A 25,905-nucleotide genomic window follows, 5' to 3' on the forward strand; every position below is an offset into this window, starting at 1 on the left:
TTCGAAATCACGCGCGGTCCGGAAGGGAACCGGGCATCAGGTCATAGGGGTGTTTCCAGCCGGGCGTCTCGGAAATCCGGGTCAGCCAGGCGTCAATTGCGGGCCATTCGGCGCGGTCAAAGCCGAAGGGTTCAGGATAAAAAAGGTATCCGCAGCACGAGATGTCGGCGATGGTGATGGCCTCACCGACCAGCCAGTCCCGTTGTGTAAGCTCGCCTTCAAGAACCTTGTAGGCGCTTTTCAGGCGGGCCTGATTGAAGGCGATCACCTCGACTGGTCGCTTATCTTCGGGCACGAAGTTCATCAAAAAACGGGTGTTTCCCGCAACAGAAGACAATTTGTGATTGTCCCAGAACTGCCAGCGCAGAATCTCGCGGCGTTCAGCGGCGCTGGTGCCGCCCAGTTTGCCGGATTTCGAGGATACATAATCCTGAACGACGCCTGATTGCGACAGGGTGACATCGCCGTCAATCATAACCGGGATCTCGCCCATCGGGTTCAGGTCGCGAAACTCTGGGCTGCGGCTCTCGCCGTTGAAAAAATTGACGAAGACCGGTTCCCATTCAAGGCCCGACAACTCCAGCGTCAGAGCAGCCTTATAAGCGTTGCCGCTTTCGCCGAAGCAATAGAGTTTGATCGTCATCCGGTCCTCCTTGTCGATGTTCCGTAGCTGGGGGCGCTGCCCCCAGACCCCCGGGATACTTCGGACAAGAAAAAACCGTGCCTGCTTTTTCTTGTCGAAAATATCCCCGCCGGAGGCTTCAACTCGTGCCTCCGGCGGTATGGTTAGCGTTTGCGTGCATCAAGTTCCGAATTAAACAGCCGTAATCGAGCCGTCAGGTTTTCATGGTCCGTCACGCTGTCGAAATGTTCAAAGAGGAAGGACAGGGCTTCACCTTCGTCAAGCCCCGCCTCTTTCGCGAAACGCCTGAGCCGACGATAGCCATCCTCTGTCATTGCACAGGGGAAACGGCGGGTCAGTTTGAAACGTTTCGGCATGATGTCTCCTTGCTTGATTTGCCCGGCTTAGAATGCGTCGGCGTCCAAACCCATCACGGTGTCTGCACCGCTTTCGATGCGGGCCAGATGCATACCGGTCGCGGGCAAGCGGCGTGCCATATAGTAACGCGCCGTGGTCAGCTTGGTCTCATAGAACGTGGCGTCAGATGCGCCATTTGCAAGGGCGTCCAACGCAGCACGGGATTGCTGCGCCCAAGCGTAGCCCAGGCAGACATGGCCAAACAGGTGCATGAAATCATAGCTGCCCGCCAGCGCGTGGTTCGGGTTCTTCATGCCGTTTTGCATGAAGAACATTGACGCGGCCTGCAGGTGTTTCGACGCGGTTTTCAAGGGGTCGATGAAATCCTTCATCGCATCGTCTTCACTGTGTTCCTTGCAATAGGCTTTGATCAACTCGAAGAAGGCCATCACGTGTTTGCCGCCGTCTGCGGCCAACTTACGACCAACCAGGTCGAGCGCCTGCACACCATTCGCACCTTCGTATATCTGCGCAATGCGGGCGTCGCGGACAAACTGGCTCATGCCATGTTCTTCGATATAACCGTGACCGCCATAGATTTGCTGAGCCAGCACGGTCATGTCAAAGCCCTGATCGGTCAGGAAGCCTTTCAGAACCGGGGTCATCAGGCTGATCAGGCCATCTGCGTCCTTGTCTTCCGAGCGATGTGCCTGGTCGATCAGCTGAGCGCCCCAGAGCAGGAAGCCACGTGCGCCTTCAATGAAGCTTTTCTGATCCATCAGCGAGCGGCGGATATCGGGGTGCACGATCAACGGATCGGCGGGGCCGTCCGGGTTTTTCACGCCCGTTACGTCACGCCCTTGCAGACGGTCCTTGGCATAGATGACGGCGTTCTGATACGCGGCCTCGGCTTGTGCCAGACCTTGCATTGCCACGCCCAGACGCGCCTCGTTCATCATGGTGAACATGGCGCGCATGCCTTTGTGTTCGGTGCCCAGCAGGTATCCGGTCGCCTCGTCATAGTTCATGACGCAGGTCGAGTTGCCGTGGATGCCCATCTTGTGTTCGATGTTGCCAACCGAAACGCCGTTGCGCGATCCGACCGAGCCGTCCTCGTTCACGTTGAACTTGGGCACGATGAACAACGAAACACCCTTGATGCCTTCGGGGCCACCGGGGATTTTCGCCAGCACAAGGTGGATGACGTTGTCCGACATGTCGTGGTCGCCAGCCGAGATGAAAATCTTCTGGCCTGAGACCTTATAGCTGCCATCCTCCTGCGGTTCTGCCTTGGTGCGCATCAGGCCCAGATCGGTACCGCAATGCGGTTCGGTCAGGTTCATGGTGCCCGTCCATTCGCAGCTGATCATCTTGGGCAGATAGGTCGCTTTCTGTTCGTCTGTGCCATGCGCCAGGATCGCCGAAGCAGCGCCGTGCGTCAGACCTTGATACATTGTGAAAGACTGGTTTGCAGCCGAGAACATCTCGCCCACTGCTGTACCCAGCAGGACGGGCATGTTCTGGCCACCGAATTCTTCGGGCATGTCCAGACCGGTCCAGCCACCTTCTTTCATCTGCTCGAACGCATCTTTGAAACCGGTGGGGGTGTAGACGACACCGTTTTCCAACCGACAGCCTTCCTGATCACCCACGACGTTCAGGGGGGCCAGAACCTCGCTGGCCACTTTGCCGGCTTCTTCCAGAACCGCGCCTGTGAAGTCAGGTTCCAGTTCGTCATAACCGGGGATATTCAGTTTGTCCGCCTTAAGCACTTCATGCAGAAGGAAGGCCATGTCCTTGGTCGGCGCGGTATAGCTGGGCATAGAGGTCGTCCTTGTCCTGGGTCTTATTGTTCATCGTCGAGTGAGGCGATCTTGTCGTTCACCCATTGCAACTGGTTTGTCAGATCGTCGATGGCGTCGTCCAGTTCAGCCCGTTGGCGTTTCAGGTCCTCAAGATGGCCCTGTGCCACGTCATAAGTGCGTTTCAACTGCGTCTTTTGTTGATCGCCGCGATCGTAAAGGTCCAGCAGCTGCCGGATCTCTTCCAACGAAAAGCCGAAACGCTTGCCGCGCAGGATCAGTTTCAGTCGCGCACGATCACGCTTGGTAAACAGCCGCTTCTGGCCTTCACGAATGGGCGCAATAAGCTCTTTCGCCTCGTAAAAGCGCAAAGTACGTGCGGTGACGTCGAAGGCATCGCACATTTGCCGAATGGTCATAAGTTCGTCGGTCATACTAGCTCCAATCTTTACCCGACGCCGGTCGTGTAGTCTGACCAGCACGTCATACAATATAAGTTTACGTTGACGTAAATGTAACGTGGCGTCAGAGCTTTTCTTGTCGTTACGTAACGTCGAAAATCTGCCTGCATGACGCAAGGGTATGGTTTTCAACAGAAAACAGGGTGCCGCAGGGTCAGCGAAAATCCTGGGTTCGTGCAGTAAAAAAGCCAAATCCCAAATGAAATAAGGAGAATCAGCCTGTACTAGCTCAACGCTTGAGCCACATCATCACGCAGTTTCTGAAGATCTTTGATGCTTTCCGCCAGTTGTTCATGCTGGCTGCGCAGGTCAACGAGTTGCCGGTCGGCAAGCTCAACCCACGCGCGGTTTTGTGCATCGGTGCCTTTCTCATCATAGATCAAAAGCCACTGCCGCAGTTCTTCGAGTGAAAACCCAAACCGACGCCCGCGAAGAATCAGCGTCATACGCGCCACTTCGCGTGGGGTATAAAAACGGGCGCGGCCTTCCTTCTCGGGGCTCAGTAGCTCGATATACTCGTAGTATCTGAGCGTGCGCGGCGTTACGTCGAACTTCGCGCACATTTCCTTGAAGGTCAGGCGGTCTTCAGTCATCGGTGCCCCATTTCCATTCTGTGTGGGGCACAGCGTAATCGACAGGGGCATGGGGCGCAATTGCGTAGAAGCACCTGTCCTTGTCGGTTGACTTAATTCATGAAGCCGGGGGCAAGAACGAAGAATGCGTAGGCTACGATCAAGGCGAGGATGCTTGAATAAAGTGTCGCCATCACCGCAGCTTTCGGGTTCAGGGCAATCGCAGGGAACAAGGCATCGCCATCAGTGTCGCTAGGGTCGCTACAACAGCCCCGCCACAGTCTGGTGTCGTGCCCTAGAGGGCTGCCCGCGAGACTTGTGCGCCCCTGTGCCTTGGACAGGCTTTCATCAATATCAAAGTTGGACAGTCGCTCGGCGCCACAGAAAATCAAAAGCGTGGCGGCGGTGAAGGCCGAGCCGTGAGCATGGACGTCGGTTATGGGTGCTGTTGAAGTCGCGAATAAATCTTGATTGCGAAAGTAGGGGCTGGACGTGCCTTTTGCGACAGCCAATAAAAGACGGGACACGGCAAAAAGGGAACCTGTGATGATCAAAGGTCTGACTCCCGAGAAAAAAGCTGAAATTGCTCGGAAATTTACCGAAGCCATTCCGCATTGTGGGGCTTTGGGCATGACCCTTGATGAATTGGGGGAAGGCGAGGCGGTGATGTCTATGCCCTATGATCCCCGCTTTGTCGGCGATCCGCGGTCAGGGGTGATTCATGGCGGTGCGGTGTCGGCGCTGATGGATACCTGCTGCGGGTCGGCTGTGATGAGCCACCCCGACGCTCCGGCGATCACCGCGACGATTGATCTGCGCATCGACTATATGCGTCCGGCCACGCCTGGTCACAGAATTACGGCGCGGGCAACCTGCTATCATGTCACGCGTTCGGTCGCTTTCGTGCGCGCGGTCGCGCTGGACGAAGATGAAAACCGTCCTGTAGCGACGGCAACGGGTGCCTTTTCTGCGGATGGGGACCCGAAACGGCGCTCGACCGAAATCTCGTCCGAAATCAGCGGGGGGGACGTGGCATGAGTGGAACAGCAAAGCGCCCACGCCCGGAACCTGTTGAAGTGGTCAAGAAACGTCGCGATGCTGCCCTGTCGGCGCTGGTCGAAAGTGTACCATACCTTAGCTTTCTGGGCATCACGGTCGAGCGTCACGGGGATGAATTGACCGCGGTCTTGCCGTTCTCGGACAAGCTGATCGGCAACCCGTTGCTTCCCGCCATTCACGGTGGGGTGACAGCGGCCTTTTTGGAAACGGCGGCGGTGGTCGAACTCAGTTGGGTGTCCCTGTGGGAGGATATGGAGACCGGGAAGCTGGACCCCGGCACGCTTGGGCCGGATAACCTGCCTTACCTGCCCAAGACGATCGACTTTTCAATTGACTATCTTCGCTCGGGCCTGCCCCGTGACGCTTATGCAAGGGCGCGGATCGTGCGACAAGGGCGGCGCTATGCCTCGGTGCATGTCGAGGCATGGCAGGACAATCGTAACAAGCTTTACGCACAGGCGACCGGCCATTTCCTGATGCCCAGTAAATGACCACGCGCAAGGTGCAGATCACCCACCGCCGTATCCTGGCGGTCGCGGGGCCAATTGTTCTGTCCAATGTGACGGTGCCCATTCTGGGCATCGTGGATACCGGCGTGATCGGCCAGTTGGGTGAAGCTGCTCCGATTGGCGCGGTGGGGATCGGGGCCGTGGTGATTTCGACCTTCTATTGGGTGTTTGGTTTCCTGCGCATGGGCACCACGGGTTTGACCGCGCAAGCCTATGGGGCGGGGCGCATGGGCGAGGTATCGGCCATGTTGACACGGGCGGTATTGATCGCGGTGACTGCTGGGCTGGCCCTGATCGTGTTGCAAATCCCACTGTTCTGGGCTGCGTTCAAACTTGCCCCGGCTTCCGCCGAGGTCGAGGACATGGCACGAGATTATCTGGCCATCCGGGTGTGGGGTGCGCCGTTTGTCATCGCGTTGAACGCCTTTAGCGGCTGGTTGATTGCACTGGAGCGCACACGGTCCATTCTTGTCCTGCAAGTTGCGATGAACGGCATCAACATCGTTCTGGATATATGGTTCGTTTTGGGGCTGGGTTGGGGGATCCAAGGGGTTGCCGTTGCGACTCTGATCGCCGAGGTCGGCGGTGCAGCCTTTGCCTTGTGGCTGTGCCGGGACGTGTTCGCCAATGCGGCATGGCGTGATCGTGCGCGGATTTTGGATGCCGAAACCCTGAAGCGAATGGCCATTGTGAACAGCGACATTCTGATCCGGTCGCTGCTGCTGACTGCGATCTTCACGAGCTTTATGTTCTTTGGTGCACGCTTTTCCGATGTGGAACTGGCCGCCAACCAGATATTGCTTCAGTTCCTGAACGTAACGGCCTTCGCAATGGATGGGTTTGCCTTCGGTGCAGAGACCTTTGTCGGACAAGCGCTGGGCGCACGAAACCGCGCCGGGCTTCGTCGTGCGGCGATCATGTCCAGCCAGTGGGGGGCGGGGATATCCGTGGTCTTGGCATTGGGGTTCTTGGTATTTGGCGGCGTGGCCATCGACCTGATGACGACCGCAGAAGATGTGCGTGCGGCAGCGCGGGTGTTTCTGATTTATATGGTCGTTGCCCCGTTGGTCGGTTGGCCGTCCTGGATGCTGGACGGGATATTCATCGGCGCGACCCGCACAGCAGACATGCGCAACATGATGGTGGTGTCCGCAGCAATCTATATCATTGCCGTGCTGACACTGATGCCGCTTATCGGCAATCACGGGCTGTGGCTGGCATTACTGATCTCGTTCATCGCGCGCGGTATCACGCTCGGGCTGCGCTATCCTGCATTGGAACAGACAGCTTCTTAAAGGATCTCGATCACGCTTTCCGGTGGTCGACCGATCCGCGCCTTGCCGTCTTTGATCACGATGGGGCGTTCGATCAGGATCGGGTGCGCCACCATGGCTGCGATCAGGGCATCGTCAGGGCTGTCCTTGGCCAACCCAAGTTCTTTGAACAGCTTGTCGCCCGTCCGCATGATCGCAATGGGAGTGACATCGAGGGCAGCCAGAACCGACCGAAGCGTGGCAGCGTTGGGAGCATCCTCCAGATATCGGCGCACGGTGATTTTTTCGCCGCGCTCTTCAAGGATTGCCAGTGTCTGTCGCGATTTCGAACAGCGCGGGTTGTGCCAGATCTCGGTCATAGCCAGTCCTCTCGTCCGGTTCCGACGGCATCCGCGACATGAGCGAACCCGTCTCGCTCCAATAGCGCGTCCAGCCCCAATGCAATCTCTTCCACAAGGCTCAGCCCCTTGTAAGCAAGCGCAGAATAAAGCTGCACGATCGACGCACCCGCGCGAATTTTCTGATACGCATCTTCCGCCGAGGCAATACCGCCGACCCCGATCAGCGGCATCGTGCCGTCAGTTAACTTCGACAAGCGGGCCAAAACGCGCGTGGACTTTTCAAACAGCGGGGGGCCGGACAGGCCTCCGGCTTCGGATTTATATCGGCTTTTCAGACCCTCGCGGGACAGGGTGGTGTTGGTGGCGATGATGGCATCGACCTCCACTTCATTTGCGACAGCCGCCACTTCGGTCAGTTCTGCATCGGTCAGGTCCGGCGCGATTTTCAGAAAGACCGGCGTGTATTTGTCTTGCCCTTCGCGCGCAGCAAGCACGCCGGACAACAGGCCCCGCAATGCGTCAGCCCCTTGGAGGTCACGCAGCTTTTCGGTGTTGGGCGAGCTGACATTTACCGTGGCGAAATCGACGAAGGGGCTACAGGTTTCAAACACGCGGACGTAATCGGCGGCGCGGTCGTCACTGTCCTTGTTGGCCCCAAGGTTCAGTCCTACCGGTACAGAGCGACGACGTGACCGACGGGTCAGACGGGCAGCCGCGGCCTCCATCCCTTCGTTGTTGAAGCCAAAGCGGTTGATCACGGCCTGATCCTCGGTCAGACGAAACAGGCGCGGCTTTGGGTTGCCGGGTTGCGGTCGGGGGGTGACAGCGCCCACTTCGACAAAGCCAAAGCCCGCTTGGGTCAGGGCGTCAACAACCGTCGCGTTCTTGTCATAACCTGCGGCCAGCCCGATGGGGTTCGTCATCTCCAGCCCGCAAAACGTGGTTTTCAGCCGGTCTGTTGTCACGATGCCCGGCATCGGCACGACACCGGCCTTCATCGCCATCAGGGCCAGCGAATGCGAGCGTTCCGGGTCAATCTGATGCAGCACTTTAAGCGCGATTTTCTCGATCAGGTTCATGCAAGACACTCGGGAAATTCGTGCCCGTCGCGCCCCAGTGGCAATGCGCGATGCCACAGTGCTTCGGACAGCATGAGTTCACGATAAAGGTGGGGAAACAGGGCGCCGCCGCGCGAAGGCTCCCACTTCAATGCGGTGCCCAGGGCACCGGAATCGAAGGCGACCAGCACCAAACCGTCTTCGCCCGCGAAGTGCTTTGTTGCGGTTTCGGCAACCTGAGCCGCGGTTGAAAAGTGTATGAAGCCATCCTGCAGGTCGACGGGCGCCCCCATCGTTTTGCCTGCCGCCTTGAACGCCTGCCATTCTGCGGCGCGGAAAAGTTTGTAAATCTGCATGCCCCTCATGTGACGCGCAGGGTGCACTTCGTCAAGTCATGTTAAGTTTTCAAGGCCGCGGTTCGCATCTGGCCCGACATCTTACTGTTACGTCAATGGGACATTCCGGCGGTGATCTTTGACAAGTCAGGCCGACTCGCGTCAACTTGTTTGCAAGATAAAACAACAGGGGGTTCCCAATGATTACGCGTTTCATGACAACCGTCGCGGCATTGGCCGTGACAGCGGGTACGGCAGCGGCGGATTATACGTTGACCGTGCTTCACACCAATGACTTTCACGCCCGGTTCGAACCGATCAGCAAATATGATAGCGGCTGCTCGACCGAAGATAACGCCGAGGGCAAGTGTTTTGGTGGATCAGCCCGTTTGGTCAGCGCCATCGCCGAGGCACGTGCACGCACGAACAATTCTATCCTTGTGGATGGCGGCGACCAGTTCCAGGGCACGCTGTTCTATACCTATTACAAGGGCAAGCTGGCCGCCGAAATGATGAACAAGATGGGTTATGATGCCATGACCGTGGGCAACCACGAGTTTGACGACGGCCCAGAAGTGCTGCGCGGCTTCATGGACGCGGTGGATTTCCCCGTCCTGATGTCGAACGCAGACGTGTCCGGAGAAGAGCTTCTGGCTGACAAGCTGGCAAAATCCACCGTCATCGAGCGTGGCGGCGAAAAGCTGGGTCTGATTGGCCTTACTCCGCAAAACACCGATGAACTGGCATCGCCCGGTCCGAACATTATCTTCACCGATCCCGTCGACGCGGTTCAGGGCGAAGTGGACAAGCTGACGGCAGAAGGCGTGAACAAGATCATCGTTCTGAGCCACTCGGGATATCGTATCGACCAACTGGTCGCCGAGAAAACCACGGGTGTGGACATTATCGTGGGCGGACATACGAATACGCTCTTGTCGAACACGAACGAGCGCGCGGAAGGCCCTTATCCCACCATGGTTGGAAGCACGGCAATCGTGTCTGCTTATGCCTACGGGAAGTTCCTGGGCGAGCTGAATGTCACATTCGACGACGACGGTAATATCACCGAAGCCACGGGCGAACCGATCATCATGGACGCAGCCGTGGTCGAGGATGAGGCAACCGTCGCCCGCATCACCGAAGCAGCCGCACCGTTGGAGGAGATCCGCAACAAGGTTGTCGCGACAACCAGCGAAGCGATCGAAGGGTCGCGTGACGTTTGCCGTCACATGGAATGCGCAATGGGGAATCTTGTTGCTGACGCCATGCTGGATCGGGTGAAAGACCAGGGCATTCAGATCGCGCTGGCCAATTCCGGGGGGCTTCGGGCCTCGATTGACGCGGGTGATGTGACCCAGGGTGAAGTTTTGACAGTGCTGCCTTTCCAGAACACGCTGTCCACGTTCTTCGTATCCGGCGCGACCTTGAAAGATGCGCTGGAAAACGGGATGGGCCAGTTTGATGACCCCGAGAATGACGGTCGTTTCCCGCAAGTTGCCGGGATGAAATATGTCGTCGAAACAGGCAATTCCACAGGCGAACGCGTGGTGGAGGTGATGGTCGATATGAACGGCACGTGGGAGGCTTTGGACCCCGAGAAGATGTATGGCGTTGTGTCCAACAACTATGTCCGTAACGGCGGTGACGGGTACAGAATGTTCCGTGACGCCGAAAACGCCTATGACTTTGGGCCGGACCTTGCGGATGTGACGGCCGAGTTCCTGGCCGCGAATGCGCCCTATCAGCCTTATACAGATGGCCGCATCACTTTGAAGTAAAACGATAGCCATTCTGGAACCCCCGCTGGATATCCCGGCGGGGGTTTTGTGTTCTTGATCGGATCAGATGGTTGGCTATGCTGTTTGCATGGACCACCCATTGTTCGATCTGATTGACCAAAGAATTCGCGACGCTCAGGCGTCGGGCGAGTTTGACAATCTTGCGGGTGCCGGGAAGCCCTTGCCGAATGTCGATGATCCTGAAAACGAGTTGATCAATCGTCTGATCCAGGACAGCAACGCCGTGCCGGAGTTTGTCAGCCTGTCACGCGAATTGCGTCGGCTGCGCGACGAGCTGGCTGCAACCGGTGATCGCGCACGTCGGCTTGATATCATGAAAAACATGTCAATGATGGAAGTGCGGATTAACATGGCACGAAAGGCGCATCGCTAGCGGCGAATATCCAGGCTGCCGACAACACATCATGCGCGCCCTTGCACCCATCGACCTGTCGCCGTCGCAATGCGTTCCCCGAAGCGGCGGGCGGTTTCAAGATCGTCCGCAGGCAAATCGTCATCCTGCCCCAGTAGCTCGGTGACCATCAGCCCCAACCAGCTTCCGTCGCGATTGGCACCGGGGCGGTCAGGCTTCACAGGAGCTCCAATTTCGGACTGACCGACCCAGATCATGCCCATCTGTGCTGCGAATATGGACAGCCTTTGCAACGTGGCCAGCTTGTCGCCCGAGGGGTGGATGGCCGTCGTAAAGCCAGCGGCGATCTTGTCCACCCATCTACCGTTCTCCCAACGCGTGTCGACCTCCTCAAGAAACATACTGAACCGGGCGGCAGCGGACCCCATATAGGTCGGCGCCCCGAAAATGATGGCGTCAGCCGCGTCCAGCGCTTGCCAATCGGCATCGGTCATAGCCGCGACATCAATCAAATAAGCTGTGGGTCCGGCACCTTGTGCAATGGCCTGCGCGATGCGCCTTGTATGCCCAAAGCCAGAGAAGAAGGGGATGCAGATTGCTGGGTTCATCATGCTGCCAACATGGGGCAATCATACGGATTGTCAATTTGACAGATGTGACACCTGATGGTCGGAGAAGCGGGGCGATTGACCCGACAGATGTGCACGGCTAATTCATGCGCAGTTTCAGGAGGATCGAATGTACGACCGGAACCACCTTGCCCATGCCATTTCTTGCGCGTCGGACGGGCGTCACGCGGCGACATTCCTGACGGATGCACGAAATGGCCGAGTGATCACATATGGTGACTTTTGGGCCAATGCCGAACGGATGGCCGCAGCGTTGGTGGCGTTGGGTGTCCGGCCTGGGGATCGGGTGGCAGTGCAGGCCCCGAAAGAACCGGCCATGCTGGAACTTTATGTCGGCACGGTGCTTGCAGGCGGTGTGTTTCTGCCCCTGAATACGGCTTACACACCGGATGAAGTAGCGTATTTCCTGGGCGATGCCGCGCCGCACGTCTTCGTCTGCGATCCCACGACGCAGAAGGCTTTGGAGACGGTGGCAAGAAACGCGCGCGTGGTGCAGGTCTTGACCTTGGGCATGGATGAAGCGGGCACTCTGGTGTCGGCACGTGATGAGCAGGCACCGGGCTTCCAGGCGGTGGCGCGTGACGCGCAGGACTTGGCGGCGATCCTTTACACATCGGGCACGACTGGTCGGTCGAAAGGGGCGATGTTGACGCATCGGGCGCTGGCATCAAACAGCGAGACATTGCGCGATTACTGGCGGTTTACCGAGCAGGACGTGCTGATCCACGCACTGCCGATCTTTCACACCCATGGCCTGTTCGTCGCCACCAACGTGACGCTGATGGCCGGAGGCGCAGCGATCTTCATGCCGGGTTTCGATGCCGGTGCGGTGATCGAGGCGATGCCAAACGCAACTGCGCTGATGGGGGTGCCAACCTTTTACACAAGGCTGCTGAAAGACGACCGATTGGCCAACGCGTCGCGCAATATGCGCCTGTTCATCTCGGGCTCGGCCCCGCTGTTGGCGGACACGCATGCGAAATGGCGCACGGTCACCGGGCACGCGATCCTGGAGCGATACGGGATGACGGAAACCAATATGAACACATCAAACCCCTACGAGGGTGATCGGCGCGCAGGGACGGTTGGCCTTCCGCTTCCCGGCGTCGAGGTGAAGGTGTGCGATCCGAAAACGGGGGAAGAGCTGCCAACCGGCGAGATTGGTGTGCTGGAAGTCCGGGGCGACAACGTGTTCGCGGGGTATTGGCAGATGCCCGAGAAAACGGCCGAAGAACTGCGCGCGAATGGTTGGTTTATCACCGGCGACCTCGCCACGATTGACGCAGAAGGGTATGTGACGATCGTGGGGCGTGGCAAGGATCTGATCATCACAGGCGGTTTCAACGTCTACCCGAAAGAGGTGGAAGGCGTGATCGACGATTTGCCCGGTGTCGTGGAAAGCGCCGTGATCGGGGTGCCGCATGACGATTTCGGAGAAGCCGTGGTGGCGGTTGTTGTTTTGGAGTCTGAAACTGTGTTGGACGAGGCGGGCATTCTAGCAGGGATCTCGAAGCGTCTTGCAAAGTTCAAACAGCCTAAGCGCGTCTTGGTGGTCGAAGCGTTGCCGCGTAACACCATGGGCAAGGTGCAGAAAAACATTATGCGTGCAGATTATGCTGCGCTGTTTCAGGGGTAGGGGCGTTGCCCCAGAGCCAAATCGTGGATTTGGCTCTTCCCCAGGATATTTAAAGCCAGAAGAAACCCTGACGGTCAGGCGGTCGGTGGGCCGTCTTTCCACCGATAGCCGAGGATCGCGGGGTAGAGATAGCTGCGCCTGAGCCCCGGTAGCGGGAAGCGCGGCAAGGTGCGTGTGTGGATGGGCAACGCAGAGGAGCGCCCCATCGCCATGTCAGCCAGCCGCACGCCCACCCATGTGCCCATGGCGACCCCGTTGCCGTGATAGTTCATGCCAGCCCATGCGTTTTCCCAAGCTCCGATGGGGCCGGCATAGGGAAGCAAGTCACGCGACAGGCTGATAAGGCCGGACCAGAAGTACGGGGTTTCGATCTTGGCCCATGCTGGAAACAGGGCTGCGAGGTCTCGGCGCATACGCGCCCGCATCTCGGTCTGGCCCTGTGCGCTTGCCCGAACGTTACCGCGCGCGCCAAACAGGAACCGGCGGTCGGGCAGCAGGCGGAAATAGTGCAACAGGTTTCGACTGTCATAGGCCATCAGGTCGGTGGTCCAGCCCTGTGCCGAGATTTCACTGTCTGACAGCGGGCGGGTGACCAGTATGTTGGATTGCAGCGGCAGATAACGACCAGTGAGCCAGTCGGGTAGGCCGTCGGTGCCATATCCGTTGGTGGCGAGGATCAGTTTTCTGGCTATCAGGCGTCCGTTTGGTGTGTCCAGCCTGTACCTGCCATTCGTTTGGGTGATCGACAGGGCAGGGCTGTGCGCATGAATACGCGCGCCTGCATGTGCGGCGGCGGTTGCAAGGCCCGTCACGAATTTACCGGGGTTAAGGGCGAAGCCCAACGGCACGTGAAGTCCACCATAGAAGGTGCCGGACAGGCCATGGTTTGCAAGCTCTTGCTGCGGGATCAACGTGGCGTCAATTCCGCAGCCCGCCCAGTGGTCCCGCTCGGCCCGCAAGGTGGGCAGCACGTTGGCGCGATGGGCAAGTTGTACCTCGCCGTTCGAATGGGTGTCGGCGTCGATATCATTGGTCGCAAGCAGGTCTTTCACAAGGTCGATTGCACCGCGTTGGGCTGTGAAATAGGCTTGGGCGGCATCCGGGCCGAACCGCTTGCGGATTGCACCCGGACCCATTTTGTCGCCACCGATACAGCAAAACCCACCGTTGCGACCAGAGGCGCCCCAGCCGGGCACGTGTGCTTCCAGCAGGGTGGCGTCAACACCAGACTTGGCCAGATGCAGGGCTGCCGACAAGCCGGTGTAACCGCCGCCGATGATGGCGACGTCCGTTGTCGTTTCGCCATCTAACGCGGGCCAGTTCTGATCGGGCAGCGGCCAGATGCATTCCGCCCGAGCCGCATCAGAATAGGCATAGCCTTCATAGATGCGGCGGGGCATGGGTCAGAGCCGGCCCAGATAGGCGCGGTATTCGATGTGGCTGATCTCGTTTGTCAGTTGGTCAATTTCGTCCAGTCGCACCGCGGCGTAGATGTCGCGATACTGCGCGCCGAAAATGTCCGCTGCGATGTCTGATTGCGAGAAACGGTCGACCGCGCGGATCCAGTCCGCGGTCAAGCGTGGGGCGGTTTCGGCATTCGGGTCGTCCAACGGCAACGGAAGGTCTGGTGTCGTTTCCAACCCGTGCAATATGCCGCCCAGAATGGCGGTGATCACCAGATAGGGGTTCACATCTGCGCCAGCGATCCGGTGTTCCAACCGGGCCCCCGGCCCCGAGACCTCGGGCAGTCGGACGCCGGCGGCGCGATTGTCGTATCCCCAGTCGGGGGCCGACGGAGCAAAGCTCATCGGGCGGTAGCGGCGATAGGAATTGAGATGCGGCGCGAAGATGGCCTGCAGATCACGCATGGTATCAAGTGAACCACCCACGGCGGCGCGCAGCCTTTCCGAGGCTTGTCCGCTGCCGTCGTCAAAGATGTTCTTGCCATTTTTGTCGACGACCGAGGCGTGCAGATGCATCCCGTTGCCGGGAAAATTGGCATAGGGCTTGGCCATGAATGTGGCCTCTAACCCATGATTGCGGGCCACCCCTCGCACCAGCCGCTTGAACAGAAGGGCCGTATCGGCTGCCTTCATCACATCGTCTGTGTGGTGGAAATTTACCTCGAACTGGCCGGGGCCATATTCGGCAATCAGCGTATCGGTCGCAATGCCCTGAATGGCGGATATTTCCAGAATGTCATCCAGAACATCCTGCGTGCGCTCCAACACCTCAAGATCATAGTTCTGTGCATCCGGGCTGCGGACCGGCGGCGTTGGCGCTTCGTCCTCGCTTTGTCGCGGTTGGATCAGATAGAATTCCAGTTCACTGGCAAGAACCGGATGCAAGCCCTTGTCGTGGAATCGGTCGACCATGTTGGAGAGCAGCTTTCGCGATGACAATTCGCTGATCTTGCCGGTGTCCGGGTCAAGCATCTCGACCTGCACTTGCGCCATGTTCCCCTTGGCCCATGGCACAGGTTTAAGTGATCCGGGGATCGGGACGATACGTCCGTCAGGGTCGCCCACGACAATGCCCAATCCTGTTTCGGACACCTCGGCCCCGAGGATGTTGGGCACATAGGTGGAATGGGGCAGGCGCACGGCGCCATCGTCCAGTTTCTGTTCGTCGTCCCCGGGCAACCATTTGCCCCGCAGAACCGCGTTGATGTCGCACAGCATCAGCTCAAGCCGATCTGGCCGTCCATGGGCGTCGCAATACCTGGCGTACTCTTCAAGGAAACTGCTCATAGAATGGCCTCTTGTTCGTCTTTCTGACGTTTCGCAATAGATCGTTTCGAGGTGAGAGACGCGCCAATCACGCCGATCGTCACCAAGCCGATCATAATCGTAGAAAGGGCGTTGATCTCAGGACTGACACCCAGCCGCACCGCCGAGAAGATCTTGATCGGCAGGGTTGTCGAACTGGGGCCGGAGGTGAAGGACGCGATCACCAGGTCGTCCAGTGACAGGGTGAAGGCCAGCAGCCATCCCGACACGACCGCAGGCATGATGATGGGCAGGGTGACAAGGCGAAAGGCTTCGAACCCCGTGCAGCCCAGATCAAGTGCGGCTTCTTCCAGCGACTGATCAAAGGTCACAAGACGCGAGGACACCACGACTGACACGAAACACATCGAGAATGTGGTGTGCGCCAGCACGATGGTCATCACGCCACGATCCAGCCCAATCGAGATGAACAGAAGCAACAGCGACAAACCGGTGATCACTTCGGGCATCACGAGCGGCGCATAGATCATGCCGGAAAACAGTGTCCGACCCGGAAAGCGCCCGGCACGGACCATCACATAAGCCGCCATGGTGCCCAGAATGGTGGCGATGGTTGAAGACATCACTGCAACCTTCAATGTCACCCATGCCGCGTCCAGGAACGCCTCGTTCCGGAACAGCTCCCCATACCATTTGGTTGAGAAACCCGACCAAACCGTCACGAGTTTACCCGCGTTGAAGGAATAGGTGATCAGGATCATCATCGGAATATAGAGAAACGCAAATCCCAGCGTCAGGGACACCGCGTTGAACCAGGACAGACGCCTCATTTCTCGGCCTCCCGCTGTTTTTCCTCGTTCCGCTGGAACAGGACGATGGGGACGATCAGCAGAAGCAGCAGCACGACCGCCACGGCCGACGCCACAGGCCAGTCACGGTTCGAGAAGAATTCTTCCCACAGGACCTTGCCGATCATCAGGGTTTTCGACCCGCCCAGCAGGGCCGGGATCACGAACTCGCCCATTGCGGGGATGAAAACGAGGAAGGACCCGGCGACGATGCCCTGCCTGGACAGGGGGAACGTCACCAGCCAGAACGCGGTGAAGCGGGAACATCCCAAATCCTCGGCCGCTTCCAGAAGGCTTTCATCCAGCCGTTCCAGCGCCGAATAGATCGGCAGCACCATGAAGGGCAGATAGGTGTAGACGATGCCGATATAGACGGCGAGGTTGGTATTCAGGATGATCAGCGGTTCCTGAATGATGCCAAGGTTCATCAGAAGCTGGTTCAGCAGCCCTTCGTTCGACAGGATGGCTTTCCACGAATAAACGCGGATCAGGAAGCTGGTCCAGAACGGCAGGATGATCAGCATCATCAGCGTGGGGCGCCATTCATCCGGCGCGCGGCTCATGCCATAGGCGATGGGATAGCCAACCATCAGCGTCAACACGGTCGAGATGATGGCGATCTTCAGGCTGGACAGGTAGGCCTTCCAATAAAGATCGTCCTCGGTCAGCCAGGTGAAGTTTTCCATATCCAGCCCAGCCCACCATTCCCTGATGCCGGCCCAGCCTTGGGACAGGTCAAGTGTCGGCGTGTAGGGCGGAATGGACAAGGCGGTGTCTGACAGGCTGATCTTCAGAACAATCAGGAACGGCACCAGAAACAGGGCCAGAAGCCACAGGTAGGGGACGGAAATCAGGCCAAAGCGTTTCATTTGTCCAACACCACGCCAGCGGTGTCTGTGAAGCTGAGCCAGACCTTGTCTTCCCACGTGATCTGGCGGCGGTGAATGCGCCGCGTGTTGGCAATCTGCGCTTTGATCAGATCGCCGGACGGGGTTTCGATCACATAGGTGGACATGTTGCCCAGATAGGCGATGTCCAGAACCTTGCCCTTGATCACGTTGGACTGGTCCTTCGGGCGCGAGGTATAGATGCTGAGCTTTTCGGGCCGCACGGCAAGGGTGGCGGCACTGCCGATGGGCAGATCCTGATGTGAAATGCCGGTCAGATCAGGTTGACCTTCGGCCCATGCGATAGACGCGTGCCCGTCGCCGGTTCTGGAGACATTGCCCTTGATCAGGTTCACGTCCCCGATGAAATCTGCGACATAGATCGACTTCGGCTCTTCATAGATCTTCGACGGTGTATCGACCTGAATGATTTTGCCATGGTCCATTACGGCGATACGGCTGGCGACGGTCATCGCCTCTTCCTGATCGTGGGTTACAATCACGAAGGTGGTGCCGGTCTTTTCCTGAATGTCCATCAGCTCGAACTGCGTGTCCTGACGCAGCTTCTTGTCCAATGCGCCAAGAGGTTCGTCCAGCAAAAGCAACTTGGGGGCCTTCGCAAGTGATCGCGCCAAGGCGACACGCTGGCGTTGACCGCCGGAAATCTGGTGCGGCTTGCGGTTGGCAAACCTGTTCAGCTGCACAAGGCTGAGCATCTCTTCGACCCGTGCGGCGATCTGGTCCTTGGGCAACTTGTCGCGTTTCAGACCAAAGGCGATGTTGTCAGCCACCGACAGGTGTGGAAACAGCGCGTAGCTTTGAAACATCATGTTCACAGCGCGCTTGTTGGGGGGGATGGCGGCCACGTTCTGGCCGTCGATCAGGATGGTGCCCTCGGTCGGGGTCTCGAACCCGGCCAGCATCCGCATCATCGTGGTCTTGCCGCAGCCCGATGGCCCCAGAAGCGCAAAGAATTCCCTGGTGTAGATGTCGATGGACAGGTCGTCGATTGCCGTGAAATCGCCCCATCGCTTGGTGACGTTCTGGAATTGGATCAAGGGCTTGGCCTGGGCATCTTCCCAGGGTGCGAAAACAGAGACCGGTGCGGTGGCGGCGTCAGACATGATAACCTCGGGAAAAAGTAAAGACCCCCCGCATACCGGATGCAGGGGGTCGGGTCAGGCTCAGGTGCCCGATTTGATTGCTGTCCACATGCGCGTCACGACCCGCTGAACCTTGGAAGGATAGGCCGCTTTCACATAGGTGTTCGCCATGGCTTCATCCGTCGGATAGATGGCGGGATCGCCGATGACATCCTCCTCAAGAAACTCCTGCGATGCCTTGTTGCCGTTGGCGTAATAGACATAGTTCGAAGCCGCGGCCATGTTATGCGCGTCCAGAATGAAATTCAGGAACTTGTGCGCGCCGTCCGGGTTGGGGGCGTCGGCCGGGATCGCCATCTGGTCAAACCACATCAAGGCCCCTTCCTTCGGGGCGTTATAGGCGATTTCGACACCGTTATCGGCCTCGTCCGCGCGGTCGCGGGCTTGCAGCACGTCACCGGACCAGCCGAAGGCCACGCAGATATCGCCATTGGCCAGCGCGTTGATGTATTCCGAGCTGTGGAATTTCTGCACATAAGGGGAAATCGCCGTCATCAGCGGCTCTACCTTCGCCAGCACGTCGGGATCCTGGCTGTTCGGGTCTTCCCCAAGATAGGTCAGTGCTGCAGGCACAACCTCGTCCGGCGCGTCCAGAATATGCACACCGCAAGCGGCCAGTTTCTCCATGTTGGCCGGATCGAAGATCAGCGAAAGACTGTCGATCGGGGCATCCTCGCCCAGCATCTCGGCAACCTTGTTGACGTTCACGCCCAGACCGGTTGTGCCCCACATATAGTTGATCGAGTAGGCATTGTCCGGGTCGAACTGGGCGGTGCGTTCTGCGATCACGTCCCAAAGGTTGCCCGCGTTCGGCAGCTTGGACTTGTCAAGCGTCTGGAATACGCCTGCCGTGATCTGGCGCTCCATGAACGACGCGGTGGGAACCACCACGTCATAGCCCGAGCCGCCAGCCAGCATCTTGGTTTCCAGAACCTCGTTGGAATCGAACACGTCATATACAAGGTCGATGCCGGTTTCTTCTTCGAATTTGGCCAGAAGGTCTTCGTCGATATAATCTGACCAGTTGTACACACGCACTTCATCCGCAGTGGCAGCTGTTGCCCCCATGGCCAGTGCGGCACCCATCAATACCCAAGTTTTTTTCATTTACAGTCTCTCCCTGTTTTGAGCTTTCACCCAGACTTGCGACATTTGATCAAAAAAAATCCATTTGCGCAATATGGTAATATTGCTGATAGCATAGTAGATTGCTTTCAAAGATTATCTTCGCAGCCGGAATTGGCAAAACAATTGTGATAAGGGGGGCGCACGTGTCCGACAGACCCACTAAATTACCGGATCACCAACGCGTTTACCGAAGTTTGCGTGAAATGATTCTGTTCGGCGAACTTGCGCCAGGCCAGCCTGTCACCATTCAGGGTTTGGTTCAGGTGCTGGATGTCGGCATGACGCCGGTGCGCGAAGCGATCCGCAGGCTGACCTCGGAAGGGGCGCTGATCTTCAAAGGCAACCGCCGTGTGTCGGTGCCGCAGCCCGACATGGCGCAGTGGGACGAAATCGCCTTTGCTCGTCTGAGCATCGAGCCGGAGTTGGCTCGTTTGGCTACGAAAAACATCGGTTCAGCAGAGCTTGATCGCCTTGTTCAGTATGATGATATGCTGAACGCGGCGATTGATCGTGGGGATGTGCGTGGCTATCTGGAACATAATTATCGCTTTCATGCTTATCTGTATGATCTGGCAGGCACCGAGGTTCTGTCGTCCATTGCCAATATGTTGTGGTTGCGCGCAGGCCCGTCCCTTCGCGTCGTGTTGGGTCGCTATGGCACAGCCAACTTGCCCGACAAGCATGCCGAAGCGCTGGAGGCTTTGAAGTCCGGTGATGCAGACCGGGTCGCCAATGCCGTTCGGGGCGACATTGAACAGGGAATCGCTCAGGTTCGGGAAACTCTGATGGCTGAGAAGATTTGATCAGATTTCAGTCTCGCCGTTGACAGTAGAAATTTTGATCATATTCTGAGCGCAGCTTTTCGCAGAGCCACGGCACCGACTGATTCCAAGCCTGCTGCTTTGCGCCGGACTGTTTTAGGAGTTCCCGACATGAACAAGATCACAAACCACCTTCCCACCGCCGAGCTGCAAGCGATCGACGCTGCGCACCACATGCATCCTTTTACCACTGACGATGACCTGAAGCAGAAGGGTGCACGGGTTATCACATCGGCCGATGGGATATGGCTGAAGGACAGCGAAGGTGAACAAGTGCTGGATGCGATGGCGGGGCTGTGGTGTGTCAACATCGGCTATGGTCGTGACGAACTGGCCGATGTGGCCGCCCGCCAGATGCGCGAGCTGCCGTATTACAACACCTTCTTCCAGACCACCCATGTGCCTGCCATCGCGCTGGCGCAAAAGCTGGCCGAGCTGGCACCGGGCGATCTGAACCATGTGTTCTATGCCAATGGTGGCTCGGACGCCAATGACACCAACATCCGCATGGTGCGCACTTACTGGGCCGAGAAAGGTCAGCCCGGGCGCGAGGTGATCATCTCACGCTGGAATGCCTATCACGGGTCCACCATTGGCGGCACGTCGCTGGGTGGTATGAAGGGGATGCACGGACAGGGCAGCCTGCCCATTCCGGGGATCGAGTTCATCGACCAGCCCAACTGGTATGCAGAAGGCGGCGACACGGACCCCGAGGCATTCGGGCTTGAACGTGCCCAGCAGCTTGAAACCAAGATCAAGGAAATCGGCCCCGAGAAGGTCGCGGCGTTCATTGGTGAGCCGGTGCAGGGCGCAGGTGGTGTGATCGTCGCGCCCGATGGTTATTGGGCCGAGATTCAGCGGATTTGCCAGAAATATGACATTCTGCTGATCGTGGACGAGGTCATCACCGGCTTTGGCCGCACGGGAAACTGGTTCGGCAGCCAGACGTTGGATATCAAGCCCGACATCATGACCGTCGCAAAGGGGCTAAGCTCGGGCTATGTGCCCATTGGCGCCTCGATCGTGTCCGACAAAGTGGCCGAAGTGCTCGCCGGCACCGAGTTCAATCACGGCTACACCTATTCCGGCCATCCGGTCGCCTGCGCCGTTGCGTTGGAAAACCTGCGGATTTTGGCCGAAGAAGGCATTGTTGACCGTGTGCGCGAAGAAACCGCGCCTTATCTGGCCGAGAAATGGCATTCGCTGGCAGATCACCCGTTTGTCGGAGAAACAAAGATCGTCGGTATGATGGCCTCGCTCGCCCTGACGCCTGACAAATCCAAGCGCGCACCCTTTGCCGCCGATACTGGTACAGTCGGTTACATCACGCGAGAGCGTTGTTTTGCCAACAACCTGATCATGCGCCACGTGGGCGACCGGATGATTATCTCGCCGCCCCTCGTGATCACGAAGGCCGAGATCGACACCTTGATCGAGCGCGCCCGCAAGTCGTTGGACGAGGCGTATGAGATCGTGAAAGAGAAAGGTCTGCTGGTTGCAGGCTGACCTGACCGGGCCGGGATACCCCGGCCCTTTCTTCGCGGGGGTTTCATGGACTTACTGACCGCCAACGACCGGCACGGGGAATACCCGCAATCGTGGTATGCCGCCACCGCCGATGCCCCCGGGCCCTATCGGGCGGCGTCGGGCGATTTGGCTTGCGATGTCTGTGTCATCGGGGGCGGATTCACCGGACTTTCAGCGGCGCTCCATCTGGCCGAACGTGGCTATGATGTGGTGCTGTTGGAGGCACAGCGCGTCGGCTTCGGCGCGTCTGGCCGCAACGGAGGACAGGTCGGCACGGGCCAGAGGCTGGAACAGGACGCGCTGGAAAAGATGGTCGGGCGCGATGATGCCCGAAAACTGTGGGACTTGTCGCTGGAAAGTGTTCAGGCGGTGCGCGATATCGTGGCCAGGCACGCGCCGGACGCAGGGTTCAAGGACGGTATCCTGCACGCCATGCACAGGCCGCGATATGTGCCCGAAGATCACGCCTATGTGCGCAAGCTGAACGAAGATTACGGCTATGACCTGATCCGCGCCGTGGATCGCGATGAAATGCACGCGCTTTGCGGATCGCCTGCGTATCACGGTGGTTCGTTGGACATGGGGGGTGGGCATACGCACCCGCTGCGATTGACCTTTGGCATGGCGCGTGCTGCCGTCGCGGCTGGCGCGCGGATATTTGAAACCAGCCGCGTCACAGGTGTGACAGACGGTCCGAAGGTGGTCGTGACAACCGACGCCGCGCAGATCACAGCGGGTCATGTGTTGTGGGCCTGCAACGGGTATCTTGGCAATGCCGAAGGGCACGTGGCCGCGCGCGTCATGCCAATTAACAATTACATCCTTGCCACCGAACCGCTTGAAGACAGCTTTGCCAAGTCGCTGATCCGCGATGGTCATGCGGTGGCGGACAGCAAGTTCGTGATCAACTATTTCCGTCTGTCTGATGATAACAGGATGCTGTTTGGTGGTGCCGAAAGCTACGGCTACCGTTTCCCGAAGGACATTGTGAAACTGGTGTCCAAACCGATGCTAGAGATCTATCCTCAACTGAAGGACACCAGAATTGACTATGCGTGGGGCGGCACGTTGGGGATCACCCTGAACCGCATGCCGCATTTCGCCCGGCTTCAGGGCAACGTGTTGTCGGCATCAGGCTATTCCGGGCATGGGGTGGCGATGGCAACTTTGGGTGGCAAGATGGCGGCCGAAGCGATCGCGGGGCAGGCCGAGCGGTTCGATCTGATGGCGTCCGTGCCAACTCCGCGGTTTCCCGGAGGCGTGGCGATGCGCTGGCCGTTGCTCGTTGCTGCGATGTTCTGGTTTTCCCTGCGCGACAAGTTCTAACGGGACGCGCCACCAACATCACCCGGTGCCACGGCGACCGATTTGACCACCGCAAAAACCGCGCCTCCGGGGTGCAAATCCATCGCTTGGACAGAGCGTTTGGTGACGCGGGCCAAGACACGCCCTGCGGCAGTGTCAAGCGAGATGACCGCCCCCGGTCCACTGCCCGCTTTGATATCTGCGATCGTGCCGGGCAAGATGTTCAGCGCTGACATGCCTTCGGGTCGGGTTTTGGACAAGATCACATCCTGCGCGGCGATACGAAGACGCAGTTTATCCCCAATTGCACGATCAACATGCGGCAATAGAAGGGGCAAACCGCCCGCCGCAAGTTCGGTCAAACCGTCGGGGTGATGGGCCGCCACGCGCGTTTCAATCACCGCACCGATATCGCGCACACCACCGGGCATAAAGCTGGGGTCGCCCAGTACCTGGGCAGCGGTGCCTTGGCGGATCACACGGCCAGCCTCCAGCGCCACAACGGTCGTCGCCAGTCGCGCGACCTCGGCCGCCGCGTGGGTTACATACAGGATCGGCACATCGCTTTCATCGCGTAACCGCTCGAAATATGGAAGGATTTCGCCTTTTCGAGCATCGTCCAACGCTGCCAGAGGTTCGTCTGCAAGGATCAGCTTGGGGCGGGCCAGCAAGGCGCGTCCGATGGCGACGCGCTGCTTTTCGCCGCCGGACAGTCGGGCCGGACGGCGTGACAACAAGGGGGCAATTCCCAACATCTCGACCACGCGGTCAAAAGAGGGCTGGTTCCTGGGGCTGCGCGTGATCCAACGCGCGTAATCCAGATTGCGGGCGACGCTCATGTGCGGGAACAGGCGGGCGTCTTGAAAGATATAGCCAAGTTGGCGTTTGTACGGCGGCAAATGCAGGTTGCGCGTGCTGTCCATCAATACCTGATCTGCGACAACGATGCGCCCCGATGCAGCTCGGCTCAGTCCTGCAACGGCATCAATGACCGACGTTTTCCCTGAACCCGACGCGCCGAACAAGACCGTCAAACCCGCGGAGGCGTCGAAGTTCACGTCTAGTGTGAAATCTTCCATGGCCTGCTGAAGGCGTACGGACAGAGCGGGAGGGGTCATGCGCCTTCCATCCGTTTGGCGACGCGTCTGGCAAAAACCTCGGATAGGATCAGGGCTGCCATGGCAACTACGATAGACACGATCACCAATCGCATTGCTTGTATTTCGCCACTGGGAACTTGCAAAAAACTATAAATGGCTGAAGGCAGTGTTTGCGTCTGCCCCGGAATGTTCGACACGAACGTGATTGTCGCGCCAAACTCGCCCATCGCCTTGGCAAATCCAAGGATGGCACCGGTCAAGATGCCCGGCAGGGCCAAGGGTAGGGTGATCGTGGCAAAGATGCGTAGTTGGCTGGCACCGAGGGTCGCCGCGGCCTCTTCCAAGCGTCGATCAACAGCTTCGATCGATAGACGGATCGCCCGCACCATTAAGGGAAACCCCATGATCGCTGCGGCAAGGGCCGCCCCCGTCCATTGAAAAGCGATGGTCACACCGAAGGCATCAAGCAAGCGTCCACCGGGACCAGTTACGCCAAAGATCAGCAGAAGCAGATAGCCGGTGACGACCGGAGGCAGGATCAGCGGCAGGTGAACCAGACCGTTGGCGATCTGCTTGCCCGAAAACTCCCACCGTGCCAAGGCGTGCGAAACGAAAATGGCCAGCGGAAGCGACAGCAGCGTCGCCCAAAATGCCACCTTCAGGGACAGCGCGACTGCCTGCCATTCCTGCGGACCAAGCCAGTCGGTCATGAGCCCTCCAACCTGGTGAAGCCATGATCTGCAAAGATTGCCATGGTCGCGTCCTGCTGCAGCCAGTTCAGAAAGTCGCGTGCCGTTTCCGTGTTGTCACCAGCAACGGCGGCCGCCGGATAGCGAATGACCGGGTGGCTGTGGGCAGGGAACTGCATCTCCACTTGCACTCTCGGTTCGGCTTTGGCATCGCTTCCGTAGACGATCCCAAGCGGAGTTCGTCCAAGCGCCACAAGCGCCAGTGCTGCGCGAACGTTGTCGGTTTGTGCGACCAAGGGGGCGAGGGTGTCCCATTGCCCCAATGTCTCAAGCGCCGCTTTGCCATAGACGCCAGCGGGCACTGCATCGACCAGGGCCATTGCCAGTCGGCGACCATCCAGAAATACAGCGATGTCGGCATAATCGCCAGAGGTAAGAGGCTTTGCACCCTTGGGCGCGATGAGCACCAGTGAATTGCTCAGAAGATCAATACGGGTGCCCGGCACGATCTTTCCGCCCTCCTCCAGAACATCCATCCAGTCGGTGTTGGCCGAGACGAAAACATCCGCTGGGGCGCCAAGCGATATTTGACGCGCCAGAACCGATGACCCTGCATAAGACAGGCTTACATTGTGGCCGGTCTGAGCCTCGTATCCCAGGACGACCTTATCCAACGCGTCTTTCAGGCTTGCGGCTGCAAATACCGTTATGTCGTCTGCTTGCGCGGGTTCCGGGTTCAAGCAAGCCGCGAAGGCCACCGCTGAACATATCAGCGCGACGGCGTTGCGACACAGCGAACGGGTATATGTGAAAGCGTGCGAAACAAACATGATCGCTGTGCAGATAACGACAAGCGAGCACGGGCAGCAAGGTCTTTTCCTGCGACGAAACAGGCGCAGACA

The 25,905-nt window shown here is 58.5% G+C and carries 28 protein-coding genes; 9 read left to right on the forward strand and 19 right to left on the reverse strand.

Annotated features, from left to right (window positions below; genetic code table 11):
• Positions 1-7 precede the first annotated feature (7 nt).
• The 6 genes from J3R80_RS10945 to J3R80_RS10970 all read right to left on the reverse strand — a co-directional run bounded on the left by J3R80_RS10945 (position 8) and on the right by J3R80_RS10970 (position 4,368).
• The gene (locus J3R80_RS10945) at positions 8-643 is read right to left on the reverse strand and encodes a glutathione S-transferase family protein (protein ID WP_275393814.1); all 636 of its coding nucleotides are present in this window, start codon (positions 641-643) and stop codon (positions 8-10) included.
• Between the two features lie 143 nt (positions 644-786).
• Positions 787-999, reverse strand: coding sequence for a hypothetical protein (locus J3R80_RS10950; RefSeq protein ID WP_091430943.1), 213 nt, complete (start codon positions 997-999; stop codon positions 787-789).
• Between the two features lie 27 nt (positions 1,000-1,026).
• Entirely contained in the window at positions 1,027-2,802 is a 1,776-nt protein-coding gene (locus J3R80_RS10955; protein ID WP_275393815.1) for an acyl-CoA dehydrogenase C-terminal domain-containing protein, read from the reverse strand.
• A gap of 23 nt (positions 2,803-2,825) precedes the next feature.
• Positions 2,826-3,215: a MerR family DNA-binding transcriptional regulator gene (locus tag J3R80_RS10960; RefSeq protein WP_275393816.1), complete on the reverse strand. Its 390-nt coding sequence runs from the start codon at positions 3,213-3,215 to the stop codon at positions 2,826-2,828.
• 251 nt (positions 3,216-3,466) lie between these two features.
• Entirely contained in the window at positions 3,467-3,835 is a 369-nt protein-coding gene (locus tag J3R80_RS10965) for a MerR family DNA-binding transcriptional regulator (RefSeq protein WP_275393817.1), read from the reverse strand.
• A gap of 92 nt (positions 3,836-3,927) precedes the next feature.
• On the reverse strand, positions 3,928-4,368 hold the full coding sequence (locus J3R80_RS10970) for a putative manganese transporter (RefSeq protein WP_275393818.1): 441 nt from the start codon (positions 4,366-4,368) through the stop codon (positions 3,928-3,930).
• Here J3R80_RS10970 and J3R80_RS10975 point away from each other — a divergent pair.
• Genes J3R80_RS10975 through J3R80_RS10985 form a run of 3 tightly spaced genes read left to right on the forward strand, consistent with a single transcriptional unit; the run spans position 4,361 to position 6,677 of the window.
• The gene (locus J3R80_RS10975) at positions 4,361-4,852 is read left to right on the forward strand and encodes a PaaI family thioesterase (RefSeq protein WP_275393819.1); all 492 of its coding nucleotides are present in this window, start codon (positions 4,361-4,363) and stop codon (positions 4,850-4,852) included. The two genes, J3R80_RS10970 and J3R80_RS10975, sit on opposite strands and share 8 nt — an antisense overlap.
• Positions 4,849-5,364 (forward strand): PaaI family thioesterase, encoded by a 516-nt coding sequence (locus J3R80_RS10980; RefSeq protein ID WP_275393820.1) that lies wholly within the window; start codon positions 4,849-4,851, stop codon positions 5,362-5,364. Before J3R80_RS10975 ends, J3R80_RS10980 begins: the two co-directional genes overlap by 4 nt.
• Positions 5,361-6,677 carry an MATE family efflux transporter gene (locus tag J3R80_RS10985; RefSeq protein ID WP_275393821.1) on the forward strand — a complete coding sequence of 439 codons (1,317 nt, stop codon included), beginning with the start codon at positions 5,361-5,363 and terminating at the stop codon, positions 6,675-6,677. Before J3R80_RS10980 ends, J3R80_RS10985 begins: the two co-directional genes overlap by 4 nt.
• Here J3R80_RS10985 and arsC read toward each other — a convergent pair.
• From arsC to J3R80_RS11000, 3 genes are read right to left on the reverse strand one after another with little or no spacing between them, the layout of a single operon-like run.
• A complete protein-coding gene (gene arsC / locus J3R80_RS10990) occupies positions 6,674-7,015 on the reverse strand; it encodes an arsenate reductase (glutaredoxin) (protein WP_275393822.1) in 342 nt (113 codons plus the stop codon). The two genes, J3R80_RS10985 and arsC, sit on opposite strands and share 4 nt — an antisense overlap.
• A complete protein-coding gene (locus J3R80_RS10995; RefSeq protein ID WP_275393929.1) occupies positions 7,012-8,076 on the reverse strand; it encodes a quinone-dependent dihydroorotate dehydrogenase in 1,065 nt (354 codons plus the stop codon). The genes arsC and J3R80_RS10995 overlap by 4 nt, the downstream gene beginning before the upstream one ends.
• On the reverse strand, positions 8,073-8,411 hold the full coding sequence (locus tag J3R80_RS11000) for a DUF952 domain-containing protein (RefSeq protein WP_275393823.1): 339 nt from the start codon (positions 8,409-8,411) through the stop codon (positions 8,073-8,075). Before J3R80_RS11000 ends, J3R80_RS10995 begins: the two co-directional genes overlap by 4 nt.
• A gap of 179 nt (positions 8,412-8,590) precedes the next feature.
• Between J3R80_RS11000 and J3R80_RS11005 the strand changes: the two genes are divergently transcribed.
• Both J3R80_RS11005 and J3R80_RS11010 read left to right on the forward strand, forming a co-directional pair.
• Positions 8,591-10,168 carry a bifunctional metallophosphatase/5'-nucleotidase gene (locus J3R80_RS11005; RefSeq protein ID WP_275393824.1) on the forward strand — a complete coding sequence of 526 codons (1,578 nt, stop codon included), beginning with the start codon at positions 8,591-8,593 and terminating at the stop codon, positions 10,166-10,168.
• Positions 10,169-10,256: 88 nt separating this feature from the next.
• A complete protein-coding gene (locus J3R80_RS11010; RefSeq protein WP_275393825.1) occupies positions 10,257-10,562 on the forward strand; it encodes a DUF1992 domain-containing protein in 306 nt (101 codons plus the stop codon).
• A gap of 29 nt (positions 10,563-10,591) precedes the next feature.
• On the opposite strand, the gene J3R80_RS11015 is transcribed toward J3R80_RS11010, so the two are convergent.
• The gene (locus J3R80_RS11015) at positions 10,592-11,152 is read right to left on the reverse strand and encodes a flavodoxin family protein (RefSeq protein ID WP_275393826.1); all 561 of its coding nucleotides are present in this window, start codon (positions 11,150-11,152) and stop codon (positions 10,592-10,594) included.
• A gap of 127 nt (positions 11,153-11,279) precedes the next feature.
• Between J3R80_RS11015 and J3R80_RS11020 the strand changes: the two genes are divergently transcribed.
• On the forward strand, positions 11,280-12,806 hold the full coding sequence (locus tag J3R80_RS11020; protein WP_275393827.1) for a malonyl-CoA synthase: 1,527 nt from the start codon (positions 11,280-11,282) through the stop codon (positions 12,804-12,806).
• Positions 12,807-12,880: 74 nt separating this feature from the next.
• Here the strand turns inward: J3R80_RS11020 and J3R80_RS11025 are convergent, their stop codons facing one another.
• Genes J3R80_RS11025 through J3R80_RS11050 form a run of 6 tightly spaced genes read right to left on the reverse strand, consistent with a single transcriptional unit; the run spans position 12,881 to position 19,540 of the window.
• The gene (locus J3R80_RS11025; RefSeq protein WP_275393828.1) at positions 12,881-14,206 is read right to left on the reverse strand and encodes an FAD-dependent oxidoreductase; all 1,326 of its coding nucleotides are present in this window, start codon (positions 14,204-14,206) and stop codon (positions 12,881-12,883) included.
• Positions 14,207-14,209: 3 nt separating this feature from the next.
• Entirely contained in the window at positions 14,210-15,556 is a 1,347-nt protein-coding gene (locus J3R80_RS11030; protein WP_275393829.1) for a glutamine synthetase family protein, read from the reverse strand.
• On the reverse strand, positions 15,553-16,365 hold the full coding sequence (locus tag J3R80_RS11035; RefSeq protein WP_275393830.1) for an ABC transporter permease: 813 nt from the start codon (positions 16,363-16,365) through the stop codon (positions 15,553-15,555). The genes J3R80_RS11030 and J3R80_RS11035 overlap by 4 nt, the downstream gene beginning before the upstream one ends.
• On the reverse strand, positions 16,362-17,252 hold the full coding sequence (locus tag J3R80_RS11040; RefSeq protein ID WP_275393831.1) for an ABC transporter permease subunit: 891 nt from the start codon (positions 17,250-17,252) through the stop codon (positions 16,362-16,364). The genes J3R80_RS11035 and J3R80_RS11040 overlap by 4 nt, the downstream gene beginning before the upstream one ends.
• Positions 17,249-18,394, reverse strand: coding sequence for an ABC transporter ATP-binding protein (locus tag J3R80_RS11045; protein ID WP_275393832.1), 1,146 nt, complete (start codon positions 18,392-18,394; stop codon positions 17,249-17,251). Before J3R80_RS11045 ends, J3R80_RS11040 begins: the two co-directional genes overlap by 4 nt.
• A 60-nt stretch (positions 18,395-18,454) precedes the next feature.
• A complete protein-coding gene (locus J3R80_RS11050) occupies positions 18,455-19,540 on the reverse strand; it encodes a polyamine ABC transporter substrate-binding protein (RefSeq protein ID WP_275393833.1) in 1,086 nt (361 codons plus the stop codon).
• A gap of 164 nt (positions 19,541-19,704) precedes the next feature.
• On the opposite strand from J3R80_RS11050, the gene J3R80_RS11055 reads away from it, so the two are divergent.
• From J3R80_RS11055 to J3R80_RS11065, 3 genes are all read left to right on the forward strand, one after another.
• A complete protein-coding gene (locus J3R80_RS11055) occupies positions 19,705-20,364 on the forward strand; it encodes a GntR family transcriptional regulator (protein WP_343075825.1) in 660 nt (219 codons plus the stop codon).
• 129 nt (positions 20,365-20,493) lie between these two features.
• Positions 20,494-21,888, forward strand: coding sequence for an aspartate aminotransferase family protein (locus tag J3R80_RS11060; RefSeq protein ID WP_275393835.1), 1,395 nt, complete (start codon positions 20,494-20,496; stop codon positions 21,886-21,888).
• A gap of 45 nt (positions 21,889-21,933) precedes the next feature.
• Complete coding sequence (locus J3R80_RS11065) at positions 21,934-23,235, forward strand: FAD-binding oxidoreductase (protein ID WP_275393836.1); 1,302 nt, start codon at positions 21,934-21,936, stop codon at positions 23,233-23,235.
• Here J3R80_RS11065 and modC read toward each other — a convergent pair.
• From modC to modA, 3 genes are read right to left on the reverse strand one after another with little or no spacing between them, the layout of a single operon-like run.
• Positions 23,232-24,332, reverse strand: coding sequence for a molybdenum ABC transporter ATP-binding protein (gene modC, locus J3R80_RS11070; RefSeq protein ID WP_275393837.1), 1,101 nt, complete (start codon positions 24,330-24,332; stop codon positions 23,232-23,234). The two genes, J3R80_RS11065 and modC, sit on opposite strands and share 4 nt — an antisense overlap.
• Positions 24,329-25,024 carry a molybdate ABC transporter permease subunit gene (gene modB, locus J3R80_RS11075; RefSeq protein WP_275393838.1) on the reverse strand — a complete coding sequence of 232 codons (696 nt, stop codon included), beginning with the start codon at positions 25,022-25,024 and terminating at the stop codon, positions 24,329-24,331. Before modB ends, modC begins: the two co-directional genes overlap by 4 nt.
• The gene (modA, locus tag J3R80_RS11080) at positions 25,021-25,833 is read right to left on the reverse strand and encodes a molybdate ABC transporter substrate-binding protein (RefSeq protein WP_275393839.1); all 813 of its coding nucleotides are present in this window, start codon (positions 25,831-25,833) and stop codon (positions 25,021-25,023) included. The genes modB and modA overlap by 4 nt, the downstream gene beginning before the upstream one ends.
• Positions 25,834-25,905 lie beyond the last annotated feature (72 nt).

It is taken from the genome of Aliiroseovarius sp. Z3 (assembly GCF_029105185.1).
In the GTDB taxonomy this organism is placed as follows: Bacteria; Pseudomonadota; Alphaproteobacteria; order Rhodobacterales; family Rhodobacteraceae; genus Aliiroseovarius.